At 54.5% G+C, this 16,983-nt stretch carries 10 protein-coding genes, 1 tRNA gene and 5 pseudogenes; 4 read left to right on the top strand and 12 right to left on the bottom strand.

What is annotated here, in order from left to right:
- Positions 1 to 31 precede the first annotated feature (31 nt).
- Complete coding sequence (locus MLPF_RS01520; protein WP_236685207.1) at positions 32 to 244, top strand: hypothetical protein; 213 nt, start codon at positions 32 to 34, stop codon at positions 242 to 244.
- A gap of 784 nt (positions 245 to 1,028) precedes the next feature.
- Here MLPF_RS01520 and MLPF_RS01515 read toward each other — a convergent pair.
- The 6 genes and pseudogenes from MLPF_RS01515 to MLPF_RS01495 all read right to left on the bottom strand — a co-directional run bounded on the left by MLPF_RS01515 (position 1,029) and on the right by MLPF_RS01495 (position 4,630).
- On the bottom strand, positions 1,029 to 1,376 hold the full coding sequence (locus MLPF_RS01515) for an FAD-dependent monooxygenase (protein ID WP_272946059.1): 348 nt from the start codon (positions 1,374 to 1,376) through the stop codon (positions 1,029 to 1,031).
- Positions 1,377 to 1,549: 173 nt separating this feature from the next.
- Positions 1,550 to 2,342: pseudogene (locus tag MLPF_RS01510) on the bottom strand (DUF427 domain-containing protein).
- Between the two features lie 488 nt (positions 2,343 to 2,830).
- The gene (locus MLPF_RS16785) at positions 2,831 to 3,025 is read right to left on the bottom strand and encodes a hypothetical protein (protein WP_045842367.1); all 195 of its coding nucleotides are present in this window, start codon (positions 3,023 to 3,025) and stop codon (positions 2,831 to 2,833) included.
- A 24-nt stretch (positions 3,026 to 3,049) separates the two neighbouring features.
- Positions 3,050 to 3,289 carry a hypothetical protein gene (locus tag MLPF_RS16780; protein ID WP_237755930.1) on the bottom strand — a complete coding sequence of 80 codons (240 nt, stop codon included), beginning with the start codon at positions 3,287 to 3,289 and terminating at the stop codon, positions 3,050 to 3,052.
- A gap of 517 nt (positions 3,290 to 3,806) precedes the next feature.
- Complete coding sequence (locus MLPF_RS15430) at positions 3,807 to 3,932, bottom strand: hypothetical protein (RefSeq protein ID WP_272946058.1); 126 nt, start codon at positions 3,930 to 3,932, stop codon at positions 3,807 to 3,809.
- A 624-nt stretch (positions 3,933 to 4,556) separates the two neighbouring features.
- A tRNA-Leu gene (locus MLPF_RS01495) sits at positions 4,557 to 4,630 on the bottom strand.
- A 2,102-nt stretch (positions 4,631 to 6,732) separates the two neighbouring features.
- On the opposite strand from MLPF_RS01495, the pseudogene MLPF_RS01490 reads away from it, so the two are divergent.
- From MLPF_RS01490 to MLPF_RS16775, 3 pseudogenes are all read left to right on the top strand, one after another.
- A pseudogene (locus MLPF_RS01490) lies at positions 6,733 to 7,027 on the top strand (WXG100 family type VII secretion target).
- Between the two features lie 812 nt (positions 7,028 to 7,839).
- A pseudogene (locus MLPF_RS01485) lies at positions 7,840 to 8,474 on the top strand (DNA-binding response regulator).
- Positions 8,475 to 8,535: 61 nt separating this feature from the next.
- Positions 8,536 to 9,846 (top strand): annotated as a pseudogene (locus tag MLPF_RS16775) (histidine kinase dimerization/phospho-acceptor domain-containing protein).
- Positions 9,847 to 11,010: 1,164 nt separating this feature from the next.
- Here MLPF_RS16775 and MLPF_RS01480 read toward each other — a convergent pair.
- The 6 genes and pseudogenes from MLPF_RS01480 to MLPF_RS01455 all read right to left on the bottom strand — a co-directional run bounded on the left by MLPF_RS01480 (position 11,011) and on the right by MLPF_RS01455 (position 16,199).
- Positions 11,011 to 11,352 carry an MMPL family transporter gene (locus tag MLPF_RS01480; protein ID WP_050038841.1) on the bottom strand — a complete coding sequence of 114 codons (342 nt, stop codon included), beginning with the start codon at positions 11,350 to 11,352 and terminating at the stop codon, positions 11,011 to 11,013.
- A gap of 572 nt (positions 11,353 to 11,924) precedes the next feature.
- Positions 11,925 to 12,878: a Ppx/GppA phosphatase family protein gene (locus tag MLPF_RS01475; RefSeq protein WP_045842366.1), complete on the bottom strand. Its 954-nt coding sequence runs from the start codon at positions 12,876 to 12,878 to the stop codon at positions 11,925 to 11,927.
- Entirely contained in the window at positions 12,875 to 13,378 is a 504-nt protein-coding gene (locus MLPF_RS01470) for a DUF501 domain-containing protein (protein ID WP_045842365.1), read from the bottom strand. The genes MLPF_RS01475 and MLPF_RS01470 overlap by 4 nt, the downstream gene beginning before the upstream one ends.
- Positions 13,371 to 14,054 carry an FtsB family cell division protein gene (locus MLPF_RS01465; RefSeq protein ID WP_045842364.1) on the bottom strand — a complete coding sequence of 228 codons (684 nt, stop codon included), beginning with the start codon at positions 14,052 to 14,054 and terminating at the stop codon, positions 13,371 to 13,373. Before MLPF_RS01465 ends, MLPF_RS01470 begins: the two co-directional genes overlap by 8 nt.
- A 34-nt stretch (positions 14,055 to 14,088) precedes the next feature.
- Positions 14,089 to 15,378 (bottom strand): phosphopyruvate hydratase, encoded by a 1,290-nt coding sequence (gene eno / locus MLPF_RS01460; RefSeq protein WP_045842363.1) that lies wholly within the window; start codon positions 15,376 to 15,378, stop codon positions 14,089 to 14,091.
- 153 nt (positions 15,379 to 15,531) lie between these two features.
- Positions 15,532 to 16,199, bottom strand: a pseudogene (locus MLPF_RS01455) (lysozyme family protein).
- Between the last annotated feature and the right edge of the window lie 784 nt (positions 16,200 to 16,983).

Genomic DNA, 16,983 nt, shown 5'->3' with positions numbered 1-16,983 from the left:
CATTAACGGCTTGGCGGCTGAAGACAACTGATTGCTTGGCAGCGACACCCCCGAAATCGTGGTGGGCACCAGCAGCGGGGTGGCCACCGGCTACGTGCTCTGGCTGGTGGCCATTTCGATCGGAGACAACATAACAGCGGTCAGTTTAGTGGAGCCTGATCGTGTTGATCCTGTCGATGGTGTCGGCACTCTGTTCCGGAACGTGCCGGATGGTGGTTGCGTCAAGCGCCGTAAACATGGCTGAGGTCGTCCACGTTCGACCTAACTAGTACTTCCGGTGGTCCTGGGAGACGTTTACAGTGTGGGCCACACGTTTACCTGTAAGGGCTGGGTTCCTTGTGTTTGAAGTTCGTTTTATTTAATTGTTGAAAGTTATCACCGCTGGCTACCGCGAAGTGTAGTTTATGTGTGCGTCCTGTTGTGGGTGGGTGTCGCGGTGTTTTTTGGTGGGTGAGTTGTGATTGTGATCGGTGTAGTGCCGGTCAACTCACCAAGACCGGCACTACACCGATCACAATCACAACTCACCCACCAAAAAACACTAACGTTGATCTCGACACAACACAGTAGGTAGCCACAGAAGGCTCCATCAGCAGATCGGCGCCACGCATCCGACATAGATTGTCCTGGAACTCCAACAAGGTTCAAGACAGCCCTGCCGGGGAACGGATCGTCGCCAAACTCTATCGTCACGACCAGCGAGCGCCCCGGCTATACGTTTAGCAAGAACATCAACACACTTTGCTCGAATCGGCGGTGCCCAGATGACGAACGACCGAACCCAGGTATCAAGTGTATCGGGTACTGCTTATAGATATATCGATACTGCGTACGCTAAACCCGACGACGCTATCTACAGCACAGAGGTGCTTGGGAATGGGCACGTCACCGACACTAATAACGACAGAAGTGGTACTCCCAGGACACTCGATCCCAACGCTCTTCCGGATCCGACAACTACCAACGTGACACTGCCGTGCCCGACCAATTGAGTGAGTTCGTGACGCCAGCGGACAGCGGCGCCTAGACTACGGACTAAGTGCTCCACTAGCCGCATTAACTGCAGCTAGTGGATCGGCAACACATGAGATCGGATTGCCTGGCGCCTCAGCATAAACCAATAGAATCACGATGCACACACCACTCGCAACCCACTGATGTGAACCAGGCCAACCACCGAATTCGTGATAGAGCCCATGCATGTCAATCATCCGAACTATCTGGTCGCCAAGGGCATTGGCTTTGCGCTCATTGCCGGCATCAGCGAGGCAATCCAGCACCATCGGTTGCACGCCGCACAATGCCAGTGCACATTCGATCATCAGACCGTTTGAGCCCGTGCCGAAAACGACTACGTCAACGAGCTTTTCCCATATCGCAAATACTCTTCGCCGCTAACCATCAAGACGGCGTTGTCTATCCAGATTCTGCACCGGGGAAAACCAGACCTTGCCGTAGCCGCTCTGGTGCAGGTGGCGCTACCGGTAATGATGGCTCGGAGCGACATGTTCGATCGATTTACCCGCACGACGAACAACCGACCGGTAATTTAGCTGAACCGGGTACGTGATCGCAGTAGAGCCGTACCTATCAACGATGATGTCGAACTTCTCGTTTTAGAAGGACACTAGGCTAGTGATCGGCGTTACAGCGATAACGGATAGTGGTAACGTCCACGTCAGATCCGGATACACGGTGTCTCCCACACACCGACCAGTAGCACCGTGGTCCCCTTGTATGGATACAGCGTCTGCATCGAGCTGGGTTATACGTGCTCGAAGGCGATATTATCCGAATTGATGTAATACCTTGTGGGTAAAACGGTTGCGAATAGCAGAATAGGAGATCAAGCATGGGCGAAGATGACTATCCAGCTCTACCCGAACATGGCGGTTGCGAGCGTAGAGTGTCGACCCATGAACACGGATTGCGTGGAGGCCTATAGATCGACTCGTCCTTTTCGAGACACCGCAATCGATCTCTGTTGAATCACACGGCGCCCACGACGGAGCTGTCACCATTGATGTCTAAGGTACTCGCGCGCCTGACTGCTGGTTTTAACTGGCCCCAAACAGCAAGTGTAACCACTACAGGCACAACTGTACGTGCCGTGGATGGTTCTCCTCGCACAAAAACTCTGTGCGGACATCCGCCAGCGGGATCAGAATATAGTAATATGGATTGTAGGGTGCCTATAACACATAACGCGCAGTGATGGTATCGAAAACTTGTGCGGAGCCAAGATAGCCGTGAGCTCGATTCGGTACTGACTCAATTCTTCCTCGCACGGCGGCCATTTGAGGGCAGTTACAGTTCCCCAAAAAATTATGTTCGGTGGTCATATGTCACCTAATGATCCTTGGCAGAAAGGGTGTTCGTACGGTCATGTACGATCGATGTGCGGCTCAATGCCAACACACGCTCGGCCCGATACGCCTCAATTTGGTCGCGGCCGTTATTGGTGATGATGCCTGTTTCTCCGCAAATAGAATCTGGATTGAGTGCGTCCATAGCAGTGCTCCTTGTTTGCTCGCAACAAAATGCGGAACGCACGCAGATGTCCGGGTGTGCCCCGCCGCAACCAACATATCCAAGCGGCTGCGCGGAACAGGTCCTCGGGGCAGATCGGCTGTGGTACGTTTTGGTGTAGGCGGTACCGAGTTGGGTGTTGTCTGCTGTCGCCACTCGCGCTCCTTGTCGATCTAGAGCCACGACTTTCGGGAATCGACCCCGGTCAGCGGCGTTCCCATCCTTCCGACCGTCACGTCGTAGCCCTCTGATACCTGCGTCGACTTCGCGGTTGGCATGTCCCCGAGCGAGGTAGTACAGTTCACCGATGGTCACTTCGTTGTACGGCTAGCTTCCCATCAATCAGAAAAAGCGACATTAGCACCGCCACACTTAACAGCCAAAACAGAATAACCCCGTAGCAGACAAATGACAACGGAGTACTGGTGTCCAGGATAGTGACTTGGGTTCCCACCAGGCCCTGCACGATCGGTGGGATCTCCAACGACACTGTCATGCCGGCTAACGCGGTACCCCAGATTCAGGTGAGTAGCGTAACGATCCGGGTGAACAGCTGGGTCTCTACCACGTCGTCCAGCCGTTCCGCAGCCGCAAAAGCACACACAAACAGCTCGCCGGTCAGCCGACCAATGAGTGCCACCCGTAAGATCCCGTCGATGCTAAACGGCTGTATCCAGCTGGTGGTGAACGACTCGGTGAGCACAAATATCAAAATTGTCAGCACCAAAAACGATTGAGCAATAATCGATTCCGAGCACATGTGGACGCTTTCCGGTGACGCTGCCACTCAACCATAGCGGCGACCGCGTGATTGCCAATGCTACCAACATCTCAGCCGGTGAAAAGACGTTACCAACTAACACCCCATTAGACGATCCGAGTAGCAAAGTCAAACAACATGCCCACACTGGGTCAGTGCATGGGCATTGACTCCCACCTCGATGTCCAGGTACAGCAGTGCGGCCACTGTAGCGGCCAAACAGCCCTATGACCTGTTGCCAGACAAGCGCTTTCGCTTACATGACCAACAGATTATCGGTAACCGAGTGTTTGCACCGTCCCAACGGATACCCGAGGAACTAGCGTAGTTAGCGTGACACAGATTCCCGGCGATATCCAGATCCGACAAGCGGAGCCCGCAGACTACGACCACGTCGTGAAGACGCACTGACCCGAGTTGGCGACAATCCTACGCCGGAATTCTGACACCCTGTGTGCTTGACATTTTCAGTGAAAAAACTGAAGTTACGATGGGTACGCCCACAGGCTAAATCTACCTAGGTGGTCAATGTGACTTTACCGAGGACGATGGCCAGCTCATTGGCATGAGCATCTTCGGGCCAGAGCCCGGGAACCCCCATAACCTCGAAATCAACGTGCTCTACATCGCAGTAAAAAACCAACGTTGAGAAGTCGGAAGCGTCCTGCTTGACAATGCTCTCCGCTTACAGTCCGTAGATGACGTCGCCTTATGGTGCGCTAAGAAGAATTATCGAGCGCACTACTTCTACTCGTTCTACGATAGCAAGGGCTTCACCCTCGACGGCCGATCCTTCACATGTATGCCAATATTAATTTGGTGCCGTCGAGGCACCTCAGACGTCTTACACACTTCACTGATCAGGGCGGCAAGCCTAAGTCCCCAGTACCCCCGCGCAGCCGGCGCGCTCGCCAGCTAACTAACTCTGAACGTCCAGGCGCCACCAGCAAAACGATATATCCAACATAACGCTGGCGGTCGACCCTGGAACCAATGCCAATATAACAAACAAAAATAGCTCCATGTTTCTGAACTATTTCCGAAGGAATCGGCTGGTTTTCCTTTTACAGAACGTTCCACCTGCTGTTGCCCAGCTGATCGCCATGTAGTTGCCACACCGGTCGTTGTCACCAACTCCCCGAAATGCTCCCGTAGCCATCACCTTCGCAGACAAGCTGAGATAGACGCTTGCGCCGCTCCAACAGTACCGCAAGCCTAGCCCCAACGTCCGGATGCATCGGCACAGCCTTCAATTTGCATGCTACAGTGCCCCCAGTCGGACTCGAACCGACACTTGACGGATTTTAAGTCCGCTGCCTCTGCCAATTGGGCTATGGGGGCCCGGCGAAGAATCTAGCGTGCGTCAGCCGTTTCTGGGACATCGCATCCCAACGCGATGTCGCCTCGTTACCCGACGTGCGCTAGAGCTTCGCTTAGCGAGCGATCCGCACCCTACGCCCATTAATCGGTGCCTCCGATGGGAACCAGATAATACCGCCCTATCCAGCCGGTCGGAGCTTGTTAAAACTGCCTGGGTCAGCGCTAAGAAAGTCGTAGATACCATTTTTCTGAATCTTTCGATCAGGACTGTGGAAACGTAGATCACTGACCTTAAGACAATACACGGAGGCTCATAAGAAAACACAAATTCGGCCCAACCATTTGAGTCGAAAGCGTACATTTTGGGAACAATTAATTTCATTTCTATAATTTAATAAGAGATACTCGAAAAGTTAGCCACCGTTGCGACACAACTAGCAACGATCGGAAGTTAGCTGACAGCGGAAAACCCATGCACATTCGCCCAGAACCCTGCAGTACCAAGCCGCTTGCGAGGTATCCGCCCTGCAGGCAGGGATTCTTGCCACCTACGGCGCTCTTTATCAGCAGTTCGCTGCCGACACCAAGCAATTCAAGAGCAATTTATAAACACCTTGGGACTCACGCCAGTACGCATGGAACCGCTTAAGCCGCCAACGCATTCTCGGCCAGTGTCGGGTCATTATGGACCCATCGATGCCCTAATCTCACTAGTCAACGAGATGGGCACAACGTTCAATGGCCCCTGTCAGCAGCGCCAGCGGCAACCTGTTGATCCTGTACGGGTAACTTGGCGAATTTCCTCAGCTATGAATAATGGGAACTGGGCCTCCGCTATGTCACGCTTGATCGTGTGGCAGTCTACTTGCAGCTGACGCTAGTGACTGCCCGTCGGTCCGGCAGCCGGTTGCTGCAGACCTCACTGGAATGACGAGGACGGTGGCCACGGAATTGGGCACTTCAAGCCGCCTCATGGGAGTCAATCGGCAACATGTTGACCGGCTAACAATGGACCTGCGCAGGATCAGCAACAGCGCAACCATATGTCCATATGTGAGTTAGCTTAGCACCAGGACGGCAGACGCTTACTAGGAGACGTTTATGGCGACGGTACACCCGGAGGTGGTCACCGCCAATAGGACGTTGCTGGCTGGTTTGGTAGAGACAAAAGTCCTGGTTATCAACTAAGCCAGCCATCATGGCCACCGAGGCACACTACGCCGAAATGGGGGTTTAAGACGCCACCGTGAATAACCTACGCGGCCTCCTCACTTCAGACGCTGAGGCCGGCGAAACAGGACACTAATCCGGGTGAGGCGGCCCTGCAACCTGCCGCAGTTAGCCAGCCTGGGGCATCCTACAATCCAGGAGGTTGCATTCCGTTCTACACTAGCCGGCAAAACGCGGTGTGGTTACTTGCTAATCCGCCTACTCTTAGTTCGACTGTACGAAACTTTTTGCTCCCAGAAATGTAGACTCTCGAGAATGCAGTCAACAGTCTTTTGTGCACTCCATTGATATTTAATTTAATGGTGTCCAGCAAGTCTGTCACTGCGGCTTGGTATGTTGGTATCATCATTCCGATTACCGTGTCGCTGGAATATGCACTTGGTGTCGTCGCGCCAGCAGTTCTCGCCAGTAACGTTGATTAGCGCTTCCGGTGCGGCCGCCGCGGGAGAAGTGGCCCTGGCGAACACGGCGGCACTGACAAGCTTAGGCGAGGCGTCTTCAGTGGGCGATCTATTCAGTACCTGCCAGCTAGTCTGGGACCATCTCCGATGAACTTGGCTTCTGGTTACCACTCCACTAGAGAGCAGTAACTGAATCGTATCCTACGAAGCTGGATCGGTCACAGGGATGCCCGAGTAGACCCAGGACGACAGCGACTGCCATGGGCGACAGCATGTATTCCGGGCCGCGGTAAGGATTCAAGCTTATCGTCATGCCCAAACAGATCGTGGTTTGATGTGAAAGGTAGGTATGTACATGCCATGCATTCGAGATCATTAGTTAACCTCTAGGCCGTAATGTAGCCGTTATGCGGTTCCCGCTGCACCTATTTTTTACAAATACAAACAATTTCGATAAACTCATAAACTGCAAAATCAAGAGAGTAGAGCAACATGGCACCACGTTTTATAACCGATCCATACGCGATGCGGGACATGGCGAGCCGATTTGAGATGCACACCCAAACAGTCGAGGGCGAGGCCTTTAAGATGTGGGCTTCGTTACTGAGCATCGCTGACTCTGGCTGGAGTAGCACTTCGCAGGCACTTCCTACAACACTATGGAGCAGATGAATCAGGCGGTTCGCAACATATGAACATGCTGCACGGGGTACGCGATGGCCTAGTGCGCAGCGCCAACAACTACGAGCAACAAGAGCAAGCCTCGCGACGTCTCCTGGACAGCTAGCCATTAACCTGTCAGGAGAGCGATCACGATGATCATCGGTTCAGGCGATGTCGATGCCCATGGGGCTATCATCCATAAGGTGCTCGCTGCGGTCGATTTCCGGGCCCGATCCGGTGATTTACAAACAGGACCACTCCCGCGGTCAAAATGTACAAACCTCCGGTAACACAACACGGCCAGTACTGACAACGCCGTAGAATTCAACAGGGGGTGACACTATAACAATGGGGGTCTTGCATACGAAGCAGGGTGTGCGTGCCTTTCGTTGTATACTGGGCCACAGCCTTACCTAACCGGCAAAAACCGAATCAGCTTGGCGCGGAATATAACCTGCTAAACTACTCCTCGGGCTCGTACCTAACGATGCGCCCAGTTGCCAGCTTGGAAACGCCCGCACCCGCCGTCACCGCCGGGGTCGTGCCGAACTGAGTTGACCACCCGCCACCTTGCTGTCTGTGCACGGGCTGAGACGGTCTTGCTGTCGAATTGCCCGTCGCCACCAGTGATTACCAGTCGGTGCCCGCGGGACTAACAGACGAATCGTGGCTGGTCCTGTCATCGGCGTCAATGGCGGCCGTTCCATAAGATCAATAGGTATCCATAACAGTATTTTGGGCGTACCATCTAGATCAAGAAGACTGATACAACACCAGGAAAACATACGTGCTCGGACGCCGAGTATAACATTGAACAATGCGTCCATATTTGATTTATGATAATCAGATTATGCGGTCGAGAAAAATGTAGGGAAAAATACCGCAATGTCGGGATACGTGGGTAACTAGGGGACGAGCCAGGATCTTCTTGGACAGCTGCCCTTGATCTATCGGGCCGCTGGAACACCGATCCGAGTTTTGCTGATCAACGACGATCCGGCGTTGACGAACCTGGTGAAGATGACCTTGCACTATGAAGGCTGGATGGTCGAAAGTTTCCACACCCTAGCCAAGTTCGAAAAGGTCAGCCCCCTGACGTTCTGGTCCTTGACGTGAGCGTACTATGCATCCTATAGCAAATCCGAGAATACAACCCTGCACTCCGACGCTGTTTCTGAGCACGCGTGACTCGGTCATGAAACGAGTAACCAACTTAACTTGTAGGCGCTAACGACGACATGACCGAGCCGTTCAACCTCGAGGAACTGATCGCTCGATTCTGTGGGTTGTTGCGGTGCTCTACCAAGCTGACCCCACTTGCAGCGAGGTTCTCAAAGTCGGCGATTTGCAAGCCGACACCACCAGCCGCGTGAATTAGCCAGCAGTGACACGCCGATATCGCTGTCCTCAACCCAGTCTGGAACTACGACTTCGCTGGGCACACCAACATCGTCGATCTATCCATCTCTATATTGGAGGAAACGATCACCTCCGGTATAAAGCCGATGATCCATACCGTCCTGCGCCAATTCTGCGGCCACCGAAATAACGCCCGAACGGCCTCCATATGACAACGGACGAAAACGTTTCATCCAGAAACCATAGTTGGCTCACCCATTCCGTTACGCCACCATGTTGCTGTTGAGCGTACTAGCTGTCGTTAATATAGTTGCCGGTAGCTGTCGGCGTCATCTTCGTGCTGAGTTAGCGCGGGTATGTCACCGCGACAAATGACACGACGGTCGCCGAAATCCTGCATACATTTGATAACTCATACGCTAGATGCCTAACCGGCGAATATGCTTCTACGCATGCCGATACTCCTCCGGTGTAAGAGGCGCTGCTGGAATTTACCGAACAGACGCCCGGAAACCGGATCGCTGTGCTAAACAACGGCGTCATGGCCGCGGCTTGGCAAGCTTCTTCTCCGAAGAGCAGCAGCTCTCCGCGCTGCTCGATGTAGTACGAGCTCTCGAAGCGCAGACGTGGACTGACGGCCCAACCCCATACCGAAAACCTCGGCAGCCGCGGACCCTATCGGGTTGACTGCCGAATGGAAGGATCCCGACATCCTTGTCGTCTGCATATCACGCTTACCCTCGCCGGCCAAATCATTGCGCGCAAGAACATCACCACCATCGTTCTTATGGCCAGCGCGCTCCTGGTCACGGCGGCACTCACGGTTCGAATGGGGTCGGATACACCCTTCGCCAGTCGCGCCGCGAGGTCGCCGCGAAGTTCACCATGAACCCCTTTACCAGCGATGGCGACCTAATAGACGCACCAGTGCATCCGCAGGATGCCAACCACGGACAATGGTGTCGGCATCATCGGACAGACGCTAAGTCGATTGCTGGACAACGTAGATGTGCGCTGTCGCAACACACCAACTCCGACTTTCGAATGCTCCAATTCATTACCGACGCCAGCCACGACCTGCAAACACCGTAGGCTGAGATTCACGGTTATGCCGAACTCACCCACCAGGATAATTCGGCGTTGCCACCAACCAGCGAGAATGCCTTGGACCGCATTAAATCAAAAGACACGGCGCATGACGTCGCTTGTTAACCAGCTACCACTGCGCTCCCGGTTGGGCGAGGGCAAAAACCGGTAAACCGACGACGTCGACTTAGCCGACCTGGTGGTTCCGGTGGTGAACGACGCGGCCAGTCGCAGCACCGACACACCGGTTGATCGATGATCCGCCTGACAAACCGGTATGGGTCCGACATAAACGCCGACACTTTACCACGACTATTCAAGCAGTTTGTCTGCTCGGACAAATCCTGGGACAATGGGTTAAGCAGTAGCTTGAGCCAAGCCATCGTAAGCTTAATCGTCAAGGCGCATCACAGCTCGGTTTACTATCGAGTCCGCTAACGACCGCACCATTTTCGGGTGAGACTTCCGATGATCGAACATCCTATTGTGAATGCCTGACTAAGCTGCTCTACTCTGCACGCCCACCAAGGAGTCCTCGGAAAATTGCAGAGTCTCCGTCCTGATACAAACCATCCAATGCGTCAAAGATCGACCGAAATTACCAGCAGCTTGGCATGTCTAGGCAGTGTTTTTCTCGATATAAATAACTTCAAATTAATCACCCAAAATAGTCAAATATTCAATACTATTCGTGTGTACCCAAATTAGCCATTTACACTATATGCAGTGTCACCAGCTAGGCTGTGTATACTGTCTAAAATTGATAAAAACACTCACATTCCTAATATTAGCCACTGTTTTGACCATCCAGTAGGCGTACTTTACACAAGTCGTTCACCCGATAGCGCTAATAATATCTATCTGTACACGTACCGTACGTTCCACATGCTGGTCTAAAGTGGTACGTACGCGTGGTAAATTGCCAGTTATTGGAATAGCATTATGACCGGCGGCGCTATATCTACGGAATAGTAAATACTACTTTATCTAGCTGGTCCAGTATCAGAAAATCCTCCAAGCTTCGCACATAATTATCCGATTTTATCATTAAAATTTCCGGCTTCATACACGCCGGGGAGAAATGGTGGTCCGCGATAGAGAAGCCTTTATTTTCCTGTAGTGCAGTTGTGTAAATTGTCAGGTCTTTGTAGTTGATTCGAAATCCGTACATAAGCCAGGAAACGAACGAGAGCAGTCACCATAGTGATAGTCAGAACGGGCAGGGGCCAGTGAACTACCAACGGTGCCGACACGCCGCTAACCACAAGCTTGAATCGGCAACTTGGAGTCGAACAGGAAAAACTGCTTCTAATGACCAGCATTCTTGGCCACCGCTTCAACGCTACCGCAAAAATAATCAGCACCCCTACAGCGGTGAGAATTGCCAAGCTCCTAAAGATAGAGTAATCGGGCGTACCTGAATCACAAGGTAGAACCGGCAATGGTCAAGCCAGTGCCCAAAATGATATGAGCAATTCCGTGGTACATGATATACTAAGGTGGAACCTTTAGCATCACTAGCCTGGCGATCTTTCTAATACCGCCTTAAGAGGAAATCTTTTAATCAGTGCCGATCTAAATCGTAAGCGACCTAATTAAGGTGGTAAGACCAACAGCTCCGCTATGCACGACAATATCAACACTGCAGAGCACCACAGTAAGTTAGACCGTCACCATAAACGGCAAAGCAATGACATTAATGGACAAACGATAGACAAAGAGCAGCGCGGCAAAAATCACAATGACTGAAGCTGTGGAGATCTCGACCACAGATGCCTCACCACTGTGCCGCATATTCGTAATAAGCGATAACGCCCCCGTTACATAAGTCTGAATATTAGGCGAAGCAGGTGCATATGCGACGATTTTACTGACGGCATCCAGGGATTCGTGGACCAGCGGCTCACCTCGATTACCGGTCAGAAGCAATGATACAGCCAAGGCTTTACCATAGTTGTTTTGCACGCTCGCCGACGTGATGGGATCGGTATAGAAGTCTGGCACGCTTTAACGTGCTGCTACCAACTTGCCACTGCTGTATCATTACATCGTAATATTTAATAGCTGCGTCACCTAACAGTTGGTTACCCTCCAACACAATTATCTCTTAACTGTCGAAATTCCCTTCGTGGAACATCTGCCCAATGCACCGGATCGCTGAATACGACAAAGCTTCCTGAGGACTCGGTGGCACCGAATGCCCTTTGCTCGACCGCTTCCAGCGATGGCAGGGAGACGGTGGGGACAATGCAAATAGCTAGCCAACCCAAAATGATGGACGCCGTAAAAACGTGGACCGTCCGCTCAATTGACCGCTTTTCCGCGTGCACGGTGGGTACTGGAGTCGTTCGTGTAATCGACCGTCATGCAGATTGCACCCTGCAGAAACCGTTAATTTCGACAACCGAATTTAGCAGCGAAACGGTTGGTTATTTCGGTTAGTCATTAGAGTGAACTCATCGGTGGCGACAGGTCAACTCTTCTATGTCCGCGCGAACCACAAACCGTTGGTCAACCTCAAGCAACCCACCACTCAGTCAACAACTCTACGGTACCGACGTGACATCGACCGGAGTTTACCCCGCGATCGAGAACACGATGCCATCCAGAATGTCACGTTCGCTGACGATCAGCTCGTCGATACCCGCCCAGGTACGCAGCTCGCGCGCCAACTCCTGGACCAGGATTGCACCACCGCCGATCACGTCGGCCCGGCTCACGTGCATCGGTGGCAGCGCGACGCGCTGTATGCGTGTCATGCCGATCAGCCGATCACAGACCGCCATAAGATCACTGCCGCACACTCGCGAAAGATGAATGACCGCAGAGTCGTATGTCGTCATATTCTGTGCCAGGGCAGACAGCGTGGTCATCGTCCCGGCCAGCCCAACCCAGGTCCGTGCTTGTTCAACCGGTACCATCTGCAATGCCACTTCGAGCTGTTCACGCACCACCTGGCGGGCTGCAGCGACTTCCTCGGGTGTCGGCGGATCGGAGTGCAAACAACGTTCGGTCAGCCGCACGCAGCCGATGTCGGCCGAATAACTCGCTACGACCCCGAACCCCGCCGACCCACCACCAAGAATGATCTCGGTAGATCCACCACCTAGGTCGACAACGACGAAAGGCGCACCGGAGCTATCTAATTCGCCGACAACACCGTGAAAAGACAGATCAGCTTCCTCGGCGCCGGTGATCACCTCCGCTACAGAGCCAGGGATTACGGCACCAAGCACGTCGGCTGTCATTGCAAAGAGCACATCACGATTGACGACATCGCGCGCGGCCGACGTGGCAACCATCCGCACCCGTTCGACGCGGTGAGCACTCAGCAGCGCAGCATAGTCGACCAGCGCGGACCGGGTCCGAGCAATCGCGTCCAGCGCAAACTCACCCGTTGCGTCGACTCCTTGTCCCAGCCGCACGATCCTCATCTCGCGATGCACATCGCGCAACTGCCTGCCCGCCACATCAGCGATTAGCAACCGAAGCGAGTTGGTACCACAGTCAATCGCAGCGACCCGACTCACCGGTCACGTTCCTTCCAGTGCCCTGCTACTAGGGTCACGGCCGTCGTCGGATCAGCGGCCAGCAGCACGAGCGCCTCGTCACCGAGCAAATTCCACCCGGGCCCCTTGGCCAGCGAATGGGCAATCAGCACGTGCAGACACTTAACCCGGTCGGGCATGCCTCCAGCAGAGAACGTGGTCCCTAGCGATTCGATTGCGTCCCGCTCGGCCAGATACGATTCGTGCGCTCGTCGATACGCGGCAGCCAACTCGGCATTCTGGCCCAGTCGCTCGGTCATCTCGCGCATCAGTCCGGTCGACTCCAGCCGGCTGGCGGCGGCAATGAGCGCCGGATGCGTTAGGTAATATAGCGTCGGAAACGGGGTGCCGTCATCAAGTTTCGGCGCGGTTTTGACAACGCCGGGTTCACCGTTGGGGCAACGGTAGGCGATCTCGAGGACCCCGCGAGGCTCGCGACCCAGTTGCTGAGCCACGGCTTCCAGGTCGGCACGGTCAACCACCGGAAGTCGTGGGCAGCGGAGCGAGTGGAGAGGCCAGCGGGCCGGTGGCTGGCGGTAGGTGCGGATCATCGGCGATGGTATGCCATAGCGAGGTGTACCACGGGTCGTTGTTGGCTGGTTTCGCAGCTTGGCCCCCTGGCTGCGAAGACACCGCGGCAGTCGATGGAAGCTGGACTTGAAACGGCACATCTCCGGGCATCACAAAGCCGAGGCGCTCGCGGGCCCGTGCCGCAATATAGGCCGGGTCAGCGAGTTTGCCCTTCTGCTGCTCGAGATCTGCAATTTGGCGGCGCAATGTAACCTCAGTTGCTGCCAACTGCTCTATCTCCGTGTGTTGCGCGAAGTAGGTGCGCACCGGCCCGGCAATGGTCAGTGTCAGCACACAAACAACGGCGGCCAGCACAGCCGCGCGCCGCGCGGTAAAACCCAACCGCTGATCGGACCGTCGTTCAAGGGATTCGATGATCGACTGTTTGATGGGTTCGACCACATGATCAGTCAGCGGCCGCGTAGAGTTACGGCCGGAGTGAGACGATACCGGCCCGGTCCGGGCAGGCGTGACGAAAGGCTTAGCGACGGGCTTAGTGGAGCGACGATTTCGAACCGAGTCGCCGGCTTTCCCTGGGCGCGATGCCGGGGAACGGTGCTTTGGATCTAGTCGTTTCGCTTCGGGCATTGGAGAGCTAGCTGCATTCCGGATTGGTTGTCACTTATCTCGTCTCCACGACGTATCGCAGAAATGCCAGGTCGCCGGCATAGCGGGCGGCGTCACCGAGCGCCTCTTCAATCCGCAACAACTGGTTATATTTAGCGACGCGCTCACTGCGGGCGGGTGCTCCCGTCTTAATTTGCCCGCTACCGAGAGCCACGACCAGGTCGGCGATCATTGTGTCCTCGGTCTCGCCGCTGCGGTGGCTGATCATCGTGCGATATCCATTTTGATGTGCTAGCGCGACCGCTTCGAGCGTCTCGGTCAACGTGCCGATCTGGTTCGCCTTAACTAGCAACGCGTTTGCCACACCGCGATCAATGCCCTCCTCCAGTCGCTCCGGATTAGTGGCAAAGATGTCATCCCCAACGATCTGCACTCGCTCCCCTATCGACGCCGTCAGAGCGGCCCAACCGTCCCAATCATCTTCAGACAGCGGGTCTTCGATGGACACCAGTGGGTATGAGCCCAGCAAGTCGGCATAAAACTCAGTCATCTGGTCGGCAGTGCGGGTCATGCCCTCGAAGTTGTAGCCGATGCCGTCCGTGTAGAATTCGGTGGCTGCCGCATCAAGAGCCAATGCCACATCGGCACCCGGCTTAAAACCAGCTGCTTCAATGGCCAAGGTGACCAGGTCCAGCGCCGCGGTGGTTCCGGCCACTTCAGGGGCAAAGCCACCCTCATCACCCAGGCCGGTGCTTAATCTCTTTTTCTTCAGAACCGATTTGAGCGCGTGGTATACCTCGGCGCCCCAACGCAGCGCCTCAACAAAGCTAGGTGCCCCGATCGGCGCCACCATGAACTCCTGCACATCGACAGCGGTGTCGGCATGCGCGCCGCCGTTGAGGATGTTCATCATCGGCACCGGCAGTATGTGCGCGTTAGACCCCCCGATATAGCGGAACAGCGGCAATTCCGCTGAATCGGCAGCCGCCTTGGCGACGGCCAGCGAGACACCCAGGATCGCGTTACCACCCAATCGGGACTTGTCGGGGGTGCCGTCGAGGTCCAGCAGCTCCTGGTCGATCAGCCGCTGGTCATTGGCATTGAGGCCAATCATCACTGGGCCGATCTCGTCGAGCACGGCGTTCACGGCCCTTTTCACTCCCTTGCCACCGTAACGAACGTCACCGTCACGTAACTCGACGGCTTCGTACTCGCCGGTAGATGCGCCCGAAGGCACGGCTGCACGGGCGAAAGTTCCGTCAATAAGCGCCACTTCGACTTCGACCGTCGGGTTGCCGCGGGAATCGAGAATCTCGCGGGCCCCAACCTGCTCGATAATCGGCACCAAGTTCTCCTTAATTTCGTGGCTGATACGTAGACGTCCTGTGGGTGGGGTCGACCCGGCTCAACCCCGCCAGCGAGGAACCTCCACTGCCGCGTCGGTCCCGGGCCGCCGTTAGAGTAAAGTCTGAGTCACACCCAATCTATTCTTATTCTTCTACAGCGGGTGACCAGCCGAGTAGGCAGTCGCCCAGTCTCGAGCAGCTCATGCTTAAGCGCTGAATTTGTTGTAGGCGGGCAGCGCCGTGATCCGACCTCGTGGTGTCACCAGATCTTTTTCACTTCAGCACAATTCCGGTTCAGCACAATATAGCCCATGGCCGACAACGTGGCGTCGGCGATGTTGTCCAGGCTAGCAATGCCGTCGTTGTTGGCACCGACCCCGTACAACCGCCACGTTTCCGAAATAAACTGCATCGGTCCCATCACCCGCTCCTCTCTCAGCCATAAACCTGCATCCTCCTTCATCGTTATCGACGACGCGTACGGCGTCGCATGTACTGTCAATATGAGGGGGACGTAAACCACCGTTCGGTTCCAGCGTCGCGCCGTGGTATGTACCGTGGTGGCTCCCCAACTGCACGATGCCCGCCAGCGTGGTCCACACAATATGGCACTTCGGGTTCTCAAGCCTCAGTGATGCGGGCAATATAAGGATTATAGACTTCCAGCGCGATGACCGGATTTGTCCAACGCCGCAAAGCGTTTCTCCGCCTACACACGCAACTGAACTGATCGGCGGGCCGATCGCTGGCATGGGTGTCCACCGGCCATGACGATTGCACCGATAACGGCGACCGTACGCAACCAACGTATCGGCGGCATCACACTCCCCTACGACTCTCGGGCACCGACTTCGGTCTGATCATCGTCCCATGGGTTTGTCGACGATCTCGTCGCTGCGGGGCCGTGGTGCACAAATACTGCATCGACTTCAGTGAATTATCGATTAGCTACTAGCAACATACGGCTAGTACTGACACTTGAAGTTTCTTGTATTAATTGATCTAAAGGTCAATTAATACAAGAAACTTCACTATAGCAAACATGGTGATTGCTGTTTGGAAATGCGTGTGGGCCGGTGTCAGCACCACTTGGACCCTTTAGGTTCATCAGCAAGCTTGGAGTCGCCTCACAACTTCCCGGTGTCCGCTGCACTGTTCTTGTCGGAATCGGCATTCCGCGGCTCGGACTCCTCGCTGACAGCTTAGGTGCCGGATAGGAAGTGGGCACCACTCGTCATCGTCTGTCTAGCTGAGTAGAGTGACGTCAAACTCCTCTGGAATGCTTTCCCGCGATACGCGGCGATAACCAGCTTCCTCACCCCCGCAGACCGTATATACAAACTCTAAACCTGCTGTTCGAAGTTCATTCTCGAAGTCTATATCACCGGATATCGAGATTAAAGGATCGGGGAGGAGATCAAGTCAGCGGGCAGTCTAGCTTTTTCGAAAAGTTGAACCCACTTTTGCTACAAAGCTAATGTAGATTAGCTGATATGGGCGTCGGCTCTCATTGAGTTCCGCGGCTTTTCAGCGTCCTTGCACTCTAATCCCATTGCGCTAATTGGTTATCAAGCGAAATTGTTTCGACCGCAAGCACTACCGAC

Source organism: Mycobacterium lepromatosis (genome assembly GCF_000975265.2).
GTDB lineage: Bacteria > Actinomycetota > Actinomycetes > Mycobacteriales > Mycobacteriaceae > Mycobacterium > Mycobacterium lepromatosis.
Note: the sequence above shows the minus strand (reverse complement) of the source record. Positions and strands in the feature narration are given on the sequence as shown.